This is a genomic window from Chryseobacterium capnotolerans (assembly GCF_021278965.1).
GTDB lineage: Bacteria > Bacteroidota > Bacteroidia > Flavobacteriales > Weeksellaceae > Chryseobacterium > Chryseobacterium capnotolerans.
The window spans coordinates 565,629-577,847 of sequence record NZ_CP065589.1 but is presented as its reverse complement, the minus strand read 5'-3'; the positions used below and the strand labels follow the sequence as shown (position 1 = coordinate 577,847).

Annotated in this window: 9 protein-coding genes and 2 pseudogenes; 9 read left to right on the top strand and 2 right to left on the bottom strand. The window is 34.9% G+C overall.

The genetic code is table 11. The annotated features are described in order from the left end of the window. The first annotated feature begins 42 nt into the window (after positions 1 to 42). From H5J24_RS26105 to H5J24_RS02610, 5 genes and pseudogenes are all read left to right on the top strand, one after another. Positions 43 to 795 (top strand): RHS repeat domain-containing protein, encoded by a 753-nt coding sequence (locus tag H5J24_RS26105; protein ID WP_068944518.1) that lies wholly within the window; start codon positions 43 to 45, stop codon positions 793 to 795. After that, positions 761 to 1,048, top strand: a complete 288-nt coding sequence (locus H5J24_RS02625) for a hypothetical protein (protein ID WP_141395724.1) — start codon at positions 761 to 763, stop codon at positions 1,046 to 1,048. The genes H5J24_RS26105 and H5J24_RS02625 overlap by 35 nt, the downstream gene beginning before the upstream one ends. A 682-nt stretch (positions 1,049 to 1,730) precedes the next feature. After that, positions 1,731 to 2,270, top strand: a pseudogene (locus H5J24_RS02620) (RHS repeat-associated core domain-containing protein); the annotation flags it as partial. Positions 2,271 to 2,871: 601 nt separating this feature from the next. Beyond that, positions 2,872 to 3,402: a hypothetical protein gene (locus H5J24_RS02615; RefSeq protein ID WP_068944523.1), complete on the top strand. Its 531-nt coding sequence runs from the start codon at positions 2,872 to 2,874 to the stop codon at positions 3,400 to 3,402. 240 nt (positions 3,403 to 3,642) lie between these two features. Then, a complete protein-coding gene (locus tag H5J24_RS02610) occupies positions 3,643 to 3,894 on the top strand; it encodes a hypothetical protein (RefSeq protein ID WP_228407668.1) in 252 nt (83 codons plus the stop codon). A gap of 88 nt (positions 3,895 to 3,982) precedes the next feature. Here H5J24_RS02610 and katG read toward each other — a convergent pair. Then, positions 3,983 to 6,260 (bottom strand): annotated as a pseudogene (gene katG, locus H5J24_RS02605) (catalase/peroxidase HPI). A gap of 1,000 nt (positions 6,261 to 7,260) precedes the next feature. Here katG and H5J24_RS02600 point away from each other — a divergent pair. Both H5J24_RS02600 and H5J24_RS02595 read left to right on the top strand, forming a co-directional pair. After that, positions 7,261 to 7,728, top strand: a complete 468-nt coding sequence (locus tag H5J24_RS02600) for a heme-binding domain-containing protein (protein WP_068944527.1) — start codon at positions 7,261 to 7,263, stop codon at positions 7,726 to 7,728. 4 nt (positions 7,729 to 7,732) lie between these two features. Beyond that, positions 7,733 to 8,143 carry a thiol-disulfide oxidoreductase DCC family protein gene (locus H5J24_RS02595; protein ID WP_068944528.1) on the top strand — a complete coding sequence of 137 codons (411 nt, stop codon included), beginning with the start codon at positions 7,733 to 7,735 and terminating at the stop codon, positions 8,141 to 8,143. Positions 8,144 to 8,318: 175 nt separating this feature from the next. Here the strand turns inward: H5J24_RS02595 and H5J24_RS02590 are convergent, their stop codons facing one another. Next, on the bottom strand, positions 8,319 to 9,758 hold the full coding sequence (locus H5J24_RS02590) for an alpha-amylase (RefSeq protein WP_068944529.1): 1,440 nt from the start codon (positions 9,756 to 9,758) through the stop codon (positions 8,319 to 8,321). A gap of 187 nt (positions 9,759 to 9,945) precedes the next feature. On the opposite strand from H5J24_RS02590, the gene H5J24_RS02585 reads away from it, so the two are divergent. Next, positions 9,946 to 10,620: a DUF4290 domain-containing protein gene (locus H5J24_RS02585; RefSeq protein WP_068944530.1), complete on the top strand. Its 675-nt coding sequence runs from the start codon at positions 9,946 to 9,948 to the stop codon at positions 10,618 to 10,620. Next, a complete protein-coding gene (gene murA / locus H5J24_RS02580; RefSeq protein ID WP_068944531.1) occupies positions 10,620 to 11,927 on the top strand; it encodes a UDP-N-acetylglucosamine 1-carboxyvinyltransferase in 1,308 nt (435 codons plus the stop codon). The genes H5J24_RS02585 and murA overlap by 1 nt, the downstream gene beginning before the upstream one ends. The last annotated feature ends 292 nt before the right edge of the window (positions 11,928 to 12,219 follow it).

Sequence of the window (12,219 nt, the reverse complement as noted above, 5' to 3'; positions counted from 1 at the left end):
CAAAACTCCAAAGTAACGGATTATCTTTACAGAGCAGATGGCGTGAAGGTAAGGAAGGTTTTCGGAACAGAAACAACCGATTACTTGGATGGATTCCAGTATACCAATTCAATATTAAAGTTCTTCCCAACAGTGGAAGGTTATTTTAATGTTGAAACTGAAAAATATGTTTATAACTATACCGATCATCTTGGAAATACCAGATTAAGCTATTCTAAAAATGGTTTAGGAACAGAGATCATTGAAGAAAATAATTACTATCCATTTGGATTAAAACATGAGGGATATAATACGTTGTTGGGAAATTCTTCATATCAGTATAAGTTCCAAGGTCAAGAGTTACAAGAGACAGGTTTTTATTCATTTAAGTGGAGGAATTACATGCCTGATGTGGGAAGGTTCTTTAATATTGATCCTCTTTCTGAAAAATATTCTTATCAATCACATTACAATTTCTCAGAAAATGCCGTAGTTGCACACAGAGAACTAGAAGGTCTTGAAAAAGTATTTTTCCAAAATGTTTTATTTAAAGATGAAAGATTTCAAAAAGCTTATCAGGCAGAAAGAAAGACTACCGGCGGAAAAGAATTTTCAAAGGCAGTAAGTTCACAAAATAAAATCAACGTTCTCTATACGAATTTTTCTAGTACGAATGCGACAGGTATTGCACCATTAATAGATAATAAGAAAAATTTTTCTGAAATTTCTAAAACCTTTAAGATTGGCGTAAGTGTAAAAGAATATGACAAAATCTCAGAAAATGGCACAAAAAAAAATACAACTTATAGGTATTAGTTTTGGAAATAAAAGTGCACCTGCTTTTGATGTTGCAGCAACTATAAATCATGAAGAAGTAGCCCATGGTACAGACGCAATTAAAAAAAATGAAGAACAATCTAATGCTTCAGGACATAAAAGTTATTATGGTGAGTACATAGAAACATCTCCAGAGGACAAAGATGTTTTAACGGATAAAAAATATGAAGGAACAAAAGCAAATACCAATCTAAAAGAATTAGAACAGATTCTTGAAAAACCTAAAAATTGAAAACTATGAAAGTGAATATAATAATTTTATGTAATTTTTGGTTATTTTTCTTAAGTTGTAAAGAAAAACAAGATATAATAGATAATTCTTTTTCTAAAAAATTTAACGTTGACAAGACAAATCTTGTAATTAATTCCAATAATGAGGAAAACCAGACCTTTATTACTGGAGAATTCAAATATTTTTCCAATATTATTCTATTAAAAATCCAATTTACATTAAGGATAGTATTTATTATTATGATAAAAATAAAATCTTATTTGATTTTAGTTCTAAAAAAGAATCAGGTTTCTTTACTATAAATGATTCCTTGCATTTAAAAGTTTCATTTTTTAACGATATAATTTCAGATCAAAATAAATTTCGACTGTTTAAAATTGACAACGTGGAAAATTATCACACATTAAACTTAACAAAAGTTTATATTGCAAATTATAAGTACGGCATAGTGGGTGAATTTATAGTTACAAAAGAAAATAATGAGTGGTTGATAACCAATATTATTGGTTATTTTCCTAATAATAATTTGTTTCTTTCAAAATTTAAAAAAGTTAAATTAGAATGATATGATTAAATTTATTATAAGAATTAGGAGACTATAATAAGTTCCCCCGCTTCGCAAAGTTTATAACTTTGCGGTAATAATAAAACCCTCACATTTTGCGAGGGTTTTTGCTACCCTTCTATCCAATATAATTTTCTAAATTTACCTGGAAAGGTTACCCAAAACACCAAAGTAACGGATTATCTTTACAGAGCAGATGGAGTGAAGGTAAGAAAGGTTTTCGGAACAGAAACAACTGATTATCTGGATGTCTTCCAGTATACCAATTCAATATTAAAATTCTTCCCAACACCAGAAGGCTATTTTAATGTTGAGACCGGAAAATATGTTTACAACTACACGGATCATCTTGGAAATACCAGATTAAGCTATTCTAAAAATGGCTTAGGCACGGAGATCATTGAGGAAAATAATTATTATCCGTTTGGATTAAAGCATGAAGGATATAATTCTCTGTTGGGAAATTCTGCATATCAGTACAAGTACAATGGGAAGGAGCTGCAGGAGACGGGGATGTATGACTATGGAGCGAGGATGTATATGCCGGATTTAGGAAGATGGGGGGTGGTAGATCCGCTGGCAGAAAAGATGCGCCGTCATAGTCTTTACAATTATGCTTTTGATAATCCTATTCGCAATATAGATACAGACGGACGAGCTCCTATGGATATAATTTTTAGAATGAAAAACTCAGGGAATAAAAATGTTGATTATAGATACCAGAATGGTAAATTTTATAATACATCAACAAATAAAGTTTATGCTGGAGGTAATAAAACATTAGATAAGGTTCAATCCACTTTTAATAAAATAAATTCATCAAATGACGTTTATCTGAAAAGAATGGTTTCAACTTTGGAAAAGAGTGATAAAACACACATGATCCAAGAATCACAAGTTGGCAGAAGTCAAACGTTAGTCTCAAGTGATGATGCTTATAAGGCTTATCAATTAGGGAAAGGAGTTGGTACAGGCGTTTTTCTAGATTTGGATCAAGGAAACAAAAAAGCTGATGCTGATTATTTAGCAAGTGAGAAAACAACTAATTCAGATGGAGCAACAATTGTACACGAATTAAAACATTCATATGATTTTGATCAAGGATATATGAAAGGGGAAAGTAAGGTTGATGGTGCTGAATCTCCAGCAGAAACAAGAAGCGTAATTATGGAAAATAAATATCGTAAAATTGAAGGAACTGATCCCCGTTTATATTATGATAATGTTAAAGTTGATTTTAATAACACAAAACCTTTAGATGAAAAAAAATAGAAATTTTAATTTTCTTTTTTTAATAATTTTTTCATTAATTTTTATTACATCGTGTAAAAATAATAATGAAAAAAATATTTATTTTGAAAAAATAGAGAATGAACAAGAACTACAGTCAGCTATTTTGTTTAGTGTAAAAAATGATAGCATTTCAATTGTAAAATATAATATTTTAAAAGGTTTCTATAATGAACAAAAAAAATCATTTAGATACAATGATTTAAATAGTTTACTTAAAAACTTAAACAATCTCTCAACCAAAGAAAAGGAATTATTGTACTTCACTAAAAATTTAAAAAAAGATAATAGCTTACAAGAATTAGAAGATTTATCCTTTAATGATAAGGTAAAAAAGTTACAATTAGATAGAAATTCTAAAAATATATATTTTGTTTCGGCTTCAAAATATACAAAAGAAGAATTATATTCAATTTTATATATTTTTTACAAAGAACAAAATTATATATTATATGATGATAACATTGGGAAGTTTTTGATTTTACAAAACTTAAAATAAAGTATAAAGAGGCTGTCTCAAAAGAGATAGCCTCTTTTATATTGTATTTTTTCTTCTATTCAAATTTCATATCAATATACAGCCTGTTTAGTCTGTCTTAAAAATTGAACATAATCAATTATTACATGATTTGTTGAAGAATACTGAAGTAAATGTAATTTTTAAATTATTATTGTTAAGCGTAGGTAAGATGACTGCATAAAACTATTTAACCAAAAAATTAAAATTCAACTGAATAAAATGACAGAATCAGAATTAAAAAACATCATCGAAATATGTAATAAAGCCACCTCATCTCCATGGACTTCATATATTGAAGGCAGAGATTTTGATTCTGAATCGAACTTTATTATGACCGGAGAAAAAGACAATAGAAATTACGATATAGAATTTATTTCAATAAAACCTGAAGATCAGGACTTCATTGCGATGGCAAGAAATGTAATTCCATTATTAGTTGATGAAATTATTAAATTAAAAGAAGGTCAATAAGAATGAACAATGTTTTTCTTGATCTTCAATACAAAGCAACAGGCTGCCTTTTCCAAGGTAGCCTGTTTTATCATAAGATTAAAAAAGATTAAACCAGATCAAATCTATCCAGATTCATCACCTTCGTCCATGCCTTAACAAAATCATTGATAAATTTACCCTGTGCATCAGCACTTCCATAAACTTCAGCAATCGCTCTCAGTTCAGAATTGGATCCGAATACAAGGTCAGCACGGGTAGCCGTCCATTTTGGCTGGCCAGTTTTACGGTCTGTACCTATATATACCTCTTTATCGTCTGACATGGCTTTCCATTGCGTTCCCATATCCAGAAGATTCACAAAGAAATCATTGGTAAGAACTCCCGGACGACTGGTAAACACACCATGTTTAGAACCGTCAAAGTTCGTATCCAAAGCGCGCATTCCTCCTACCAAAACAGTTAATTCCGGAGCGGTAAGGGTTAATAGCTGTGCTTTATCAATTAATAAAGATTCTGTAGAAACTGTGAATTTCGTTTTCAGATAGTTACGGAAACCATCAGCAGCTGGTTCTAAATATCCCATAGATTCTACATCCGTCTGTTCCTGAGAAGCATCCATTCTTCCTGGTGCAAAAGGAACTTTTACATCGTGTCCTGCATTTTTTGCGGCGGCTTCAACAGCAGCACTTCCTGCTAAAACAATTAAATCTGCTAAAGATATTTTTTTGCCTCCGTTCTGAGCATTGAATTCATTTTGAATGCCTTCCAATACTCCCAGTACTTTTTGTAATTGAGCTGGATTATTGACTGCCCAGTTTCTTTGAGGCTCTAGTCTTATTCTTGCCCCATTCGCTCCTCCTCTTTTATCACTCCCTCTGAAAGTGGAGGCAGAAGCCCAAGCTGTTGAAACTAGTTCAGAAATAGTCAATCCTGAGTTCAAAACTTTCGCTTTAAGTGCTTCAACATCGGCATCGTTAACCAGTTCATGATTTACTGCCGGAATAGGATCCTGCCAGATCAATTCTTCCTGTGGCACATCCGGTCCCAGGTAACGGGCACGCGGTCCCATATCTCTGTGGGTTAGCTTAAACCACGCTCTTGCAAAAGCATCTGCAAACGCATCCGGATTTTCATAAAAATGTCTTGAAATTTTTTCGTAAACAGGATCTAATCTTAAAGAAAGATCCGTTGTCAGCATAGTCGGTCTATGCTTTTTAGTAGAATCAAATGCATCAGGAATGATTTCAGCTCCGTCTTTTGCTACCCATTGGTGAGCTCCGGCAGGGCTTTTAGTTAATTCCCATTCATTTTTCAAATAAGTTTTTAAAGAAATAGTTGCTCCATTGAGTCGGAGTTTCAGTCCAGGTCACTTCTAATCCGCTGGAAATAGCATCTCTTCCACTTCCGGATTTATAGCTGCTTGCCCATCCTAATCCCTGTTGTTCAATTCCGGCAGCTTCCGGTTCTTTACCCACATGATCTGCTGGTCCGGCACCATGAGTTTTCCCAAAAGTATGTCCACCTGCAATCAACGCCACTGTTTCCTCATCATTCATCGCCATACGCCCGAAAGTATCCCTGATGTCTTTAGCTGCTGCAATCGGATCCGGATTTCCATCCGGTCCTTCAGGGTTTACATAAATTAATCCCATTTGTACCGCTGCCAATGGATTCTCAAGGTTTCTGGAATGAATATCTCCATCTGCTTTATCATCTGTAGGAAGAACGGCTGCATGTCCTTCCACTACTCCTTCAGAACCGTGAGCATAACGCAAATCTCCTCCTAGCCATGTTTTCTCAGATCCCCAATATACATCTGCATCCGGCTCCCATACATCTGCACGTCCGCCTGCAAATCCAAAGGTCTTGAATCCCATAGATTCAAGGGCTATATTCCCTGTAAGAATTAAAAGGTCTGCCCATGATATATTTCTACCGTATTTTTGTTTGATCGGCCATAATAATCTTCTTGCTTTATCAAGACTTACATTATCCGGCCAGCTGTTCAATGGTGCAAAACGCTGTTGCCCTGCTCCTGCTCCACCTCTACCATCTCCTACACGGTAAGTTCCGGCGCTGTGCCATGCCATACGGATGAATAATGGACCATAATGGCCAAAATCTGCCGGCCACCAATCCTGTGAATCTGTCATTAAAGCATGAAGATCTTTTTTTACACCCTCAAGATCAAGGCTTTTAAATGCTTCTGCGTAATCAAAGTCCTTATCCATAGGATTAGACAGTGATGAATGCTGGCGAAGAAGATCTACTCTTAACTGATCCGGCCACCAATCTTTGTTTTGAGTACCTTCACCTGCTACACTCTTCTTCATTGTTCCGTTGTGAAACGGGCACTTACTGATGTCATTCAAATCTTTTTCCATTGTCGTTTATTTATTTTTTATATTGATTAATACAGTTTAAGTAACTTCTTTCTTGTAAGGACATGACAAACTTACAACGTTCATTCAATAAATACAATCTATTAATAATTATTTCAATGATAGTTAAAAACTATAAAGAAATAGTTCCGACAGCATATAAACAATAGACACAATTGTGGTATTAAGTTAGTCATTTTTTAAATCCATTCAGTCACCTGTGCTCTATTTAGAATTACTCAATGTAAGAGATAAAAGCTGGAAGAGGGAGGCTGGAAGAGGGAAGTTTATATTGTGTTTAAAAATCACTTTAAGCCATTTATTTTGATGAATAAAAAAGCAAAACTGAAAGAACTTCCAGCTTTTAGAATATTTAAAACCCATCTTCAAGTTCCGCTGTTCGTTCTCATCAAAAATCAATTCATACCAAGCTCTGCATTCATTATAACACAGTGTATCCATCCTTTATCATCAAATACTTCCAGCCTGCATTCATTAAAAAAACAGCATATCCCCTTTTTCACAATCAAGTACCTCCAGCTTCCCACTTCCAGCCTCCATCAAAAAAAATAATTAATACCAAACCCTGCATTCATTAAAAAACAGCATATTCCCTTTTTCACAATCAAGTACCTCCAGCTTCCCACTTCCAGCCTCCATCCAAAAAATAATTAATACCAAACCCTGCATTCATTAAAAAAACTGCATATTCCCTTTTTCACAATCAAGTACCTCCAGCTTCCCACTTCCAGCCTCCATCCAAAAAAATAATTAATACCAAACCCTGCATTCATAAAAAAAACAGCATATTCCCTTTTTCACAATCAAGTACCTCCAGCTTCCCACTTCCAGCCTCCATCAAAAAAATAATTAATACCAAACCCTGCATTCATTAAAAAACAGCATATTCCCTTTTTCACAATCAAGTACCTCCAGCTTCCCACTTCCAGCCTCCATCAAAAAAAAATGACTAACTTTAATTCACCAACATAAACACCTCCTCATGAAAAAAGTGCTCATCATTCTTCTCGTAGCTTTCGTTATCATTCAGTTTTTTCCTATTGATAAAACCAATCCACGTCCTACACCCGGCATGGATTTTTTGAAAATAAAAAATACTCCTGAAAAAATAGCTAAGATCATCAGGACATCCTGCTATGACTGTCATTCCAATGAAACCCAATATCCATGGTATACCAGTATTTCACCTGTTTCATGGTATGTAAAAAATCATATCAATGAAGGTCGGAAACATCTTAATTTTTCTACCTTTGCAGTATATGAACCTCAAAGACAGCTTCATAAACTGGAAGAATGTATAGAAATGATTGAGAAAAAAGAAATGCCTCTTGAATCTTACTATATAGGACATCAAAATGCAAAACTGACTGATGAACAGCGTGCAGATCTTGTTCAATATTTCAAACAAGCCAAAGAAGATACAGAAAGAAGGATCATGTTTAATAAATAAAGTTGTGGAAAACTGGGAAGACAAACACATTGTATTTTTTGACGGAGATTGTGGAGTCTGCAATTTCTGGGTACAATGGATTCTGGAAAGGGATAAAAAAGACAAATTCATGTTCGCTTCACTTCAATCCGAATTTGGGCAGCAGTTTTTATCAGAAAGAGGCTTAGAGACTAAAGTTTTCAATACATTATATCTTTGGAAACCGAAACACTATTACTATATAAAATCGAGAGCTGTACTGCAAATTGCCAGTATTTTAGGCGGAATTTATAAACTTTCCTTCATTGGTAAAATTATGCCTGCTTTTTTTAGTGATGCGTTCTATGATGTCATTTCAAGAAACAGAATGAAACTGGCCAATCAAAAGTGTTTTCTTCCGGATCAGCATCAGAAAAAAAAATTCATCCAGGTTTAGAAACTATAAATTAAAAAATAATCTCTCGCAGATCCCACAGATAACGCAGATGATTATGCTATAATTTGAAAATTCCAAACGATAATAAAAATCTGCATGATCCGCAAAATCAGCGAGAGATATAATTATTACTTATTAAATAACGAGTTTGAACTTATTACTTATCATTCATCATTTATAAATTAAGCGACCACACAGAATAACTATTTGGTGGACATTGAATTTTCACCCGCTTATCTCCCTGTGTTGTCGGATACCAGCTTGAGTGCCCTGTAAAATCTTTGATCTGTTGATTAGTCCAATTGGTATCTATCCACCTTTCCTGCCAGTTTGATGAGGTGTTAATATACACTACAAGTCCCGGATTTCCATTGTAACCGTTACGTCTTGCAATATATTCGTCATTATCGGTATATAAAATAGAAGTAGTTCCAGTAGCTTTATTGTTGTGAATCCAGATCAGGTTGTTGAGTCTTTCTTTATTCAACCATTCTTCATAGTCTCTGTAAAAAATAGTTGGATATCCTTCATGAGTTAGAATATAAGCATACGCCGGCATTTTATTGTAGATAATATCAGTATCATGATTGGCAACGAAGGTTACTGCTTTGTACGGATTTCTTTTCCACATCATGTCATCATTCAAAACGTTCAGATTGCCATTATCAAATGCTTCATCCATCTTATAGTAAGCAGCAAAATCAAAAACGGAACTATTTGCATTATTAGCCCACCATTCTAAGGTATTAACATTGGAGTCCCATAGTTCCCCCACAGAAAAGCCCCCTACTTTAGAATTCCAGGTGTTTACTACCCAAGGACCGAAACCTTTCACATAATCAAATCTCCAACCGTCAAACTTCATGACATTTTTATAATACTTGGCAACAGAATCATCCCTTCCCCACAGCCAGTCCTGTACATGAGGGTTGGCATGACAAAGATCCGGGAATCCTCCAAAGGCTCCTTCATCATTGTTTCCGTAGGAGTTTTTATAAAAATCATTGTAATTTCTCTGAAATTTTCCGGAAGCAACTCCTGAAAAATCCGTCCATGTATTCGTCCCGGTAAACGGATTAGCTTCGGATTGACCTCCACTGTTATGATTGATTACAATATCAGCATACACCTGCATATTTTCTGCATGGGCTTTGGTAATCAAAGCTTCCAGTTCTGTTCTTGACCCAAATCGGGTTTCTGTACTTCCATTTTGGTTAAAATTTCCAAAATCATAATAATCTGTAGGGTCATATCCCATGGAATAGGCTCCGTTTTGAGCTTTTGAAGCCGGAGGAAGCCATACAGCACCCACTCCTGCATTAGACCATGCCGTTAGTTTATCTTTAACGGTGTTCCACCAATTGCCTCCATCAGGAACGTCCCAGTAAAATCCTTGCATCAGGACACTTCCACCAGGACCTGCCACAAACTTTGCCTGTGCTGATCCTGATTCAGCTCCTGTACTGAAAGGTCTGCCATCATGATGGGTTACGTTTACAATTTTATCATGTACTTCATCCTTCTTCGAGGATTCCGTACTCAATTCATCGTTACTCTGACAGGAGCTAACAAGTGCTAAAGCCAGTAGGGAAAGAATAAAATGTGTTTTTTTCATTGGAATATTTAATTATCAAACTATTAAACAAGTTACATTTTTATTAAAAACAAATTCAAAATAAGGAGAAATATTTTTATTTTAAATAATAATTCAATGAGAATTATCTCTAAAATTTTCATTAAAAAATCATAAATTTTTAAGATTCTCGAAACAATTTTTCTTTTAATCCATATATTTGCATACTATGGAATACAATACCCAAAAAACTCAGCTTCATATGCCGGAATACGGCAGAATTATACAACAGTTGGTTGAGCGCTGCAAAGAACTTCCTACCAAAGAGGAAAGGAACGAAATGGCTATGGCAATCATCGATTTTATGGGTCAGAGAAACCCACAACTTCGCGACGAAGAAAATTATAAACATAAACTTTGGGACCATCTTTTTATTCTTGCTAATCATGATTTGGATGTAGACTCTCCCTATCCGTTCCCTACAATGGAACAATTGGCTGAAAAACCTAAAAGAATGGAATACCCAAAACTTCAGGGAGACTTTAAGTTTTACGGAAAAAGTATTCTTCAATTGATAGAAAAAGCAATAGAACTGGAAACGGGTGATGAAAAAGAAGCCCTTATCGAAGTAATTGCCAACAATATGAAGAAATCTTATAATGTCTATAATAAGGAACATGTGACGGATGATGTTATTTTCCGCCACCTGAAAGAGTTGTCTGAAAATAGGTTGGATCTTACCGGAATAGATTCTCTTGAAAAAAGTAAAATCTACTACACCAGCAATAACAACAACCGAAATAATAACAATAACAACAGAAACAGCAACAACAGCAATAATAAGAACAATAATAATCAGCCCAACAAGAGAAGGCATAATAACAATCATAAAAACAGAAAATAATGAGTGGAACATTTCAGATAAGAGGAGGGAAAAGACTGCAGGGTGAAATAACTCCACAAGGAGCCAAAAATGAGGCTCTTCAAATTTTATGCGCGGTACTGTTAACTGATGAGGAAGTAAGAATTAAAAATATTCCGGACATCCATGATGTAAACAGGTTGATTGAAATTCTTGGTGACTTCGGAGTAAAGGTTACTAAAAACGGTCATGGAGATTATACTTTCAAGGCTGATCAAGTAAACTTCGACTATATAAAATCTAATGAGTTTAAGAAAGACGGAGCCAAACTTCGTGGATCAATCATGTTGATGGGCCCTATGCTGGCACGTTATGGAGAAGCTTATATGCCAACTCCGGGAGGTGACAAGATTGGGAGAAGAAGACTGGATACTCATTTCCAGGGATTGGTTGAACTTGGTGCCGAATTCCATTACGATGAAGAAGAATATTTCTATTCTTTAAAAGCTAAAGAACTTACAGGAAAATTCATCTTATTGGAAGAAGCTTCTGTAACCGGAACGGCTAATATTGTAATGGCTGCCGCCCTAGCAAAAGGAAAAACAAGAATTTATAATGCTGCCTGCGAACCTTATCTTCAGCAATTATGTAAAATGCTGAACAGAATGGGAGCTAATATTTCAGGGATCGGATCTAACCTTCTTACCATTGAAGGGGTAGACTATTTAAGAGGTACGGAACACACTATGCTTCCTGATATGGTAGAAATCGGATCATGGATTGGTCTTGCTGCCATGACGAAATCTGAAATCACCATCAAAAATGTAAACTGGAATCAATTAGGAGTAATTCCTAATACCTTCAGAAAATTAGGAATCGAGCTTGAACAAAGCGGTGATGATATCTACATTCCTGCTCAGGAACATTATAAAATTCAGAAATTTATTGACGGATCTATCCTTACGATTTCTGATGCTCCATGGCCTGGATTCACCCCGGATCTATTATCTATTATCTTAGTTGTAGCAACTCAGGCAAAAGGAAGTATCCTGGTTCACCAGAAAATGTTTGAGTCCAGATTATTCTTCGTTGATAAATTAATTGATATGGGAGCTCAGATCATTTTATGTGATCCACACAGAGCAACGGTAATCGGATTAAACCAGGAAGCTCCGTTAAGAGGAACAACCATGGTTTCCCCGGATATCAGAGCCGGAAATGCCCTTCTTATTGCAGCCCTTTCTGCAGAAGGAAAATCTATTATCCACAATATCGAGCAAATCGACAGAGGATACGAAAACATCGATGGAAGACTGAAAGCACTTGGTGCTGATATCGAAAGAATCTAAACTTATTTTTTTTAGCATACAGCGCTCAGAGAGATCTGGGCGCTTTTTTTTAAACCACCCCTTCAAAAATTCTCTGAATCTTTGACACCTCTTCGAAGGAGGGGAATTTTCACTCTTTCAATTGCAATTTTTAGCAGTACTAGAAATTTACTCTGAAACTATCATTCTTTATTTTATCTTTTTAATGTTAAAATATCTGCGTAATCTGTTTGATCTGCGAGAGAATAAAAAATATTATTTAGAACAAAATAAAAAGTGCCCGGTAAAAGAACCGGACACTTTGAGTAATTAA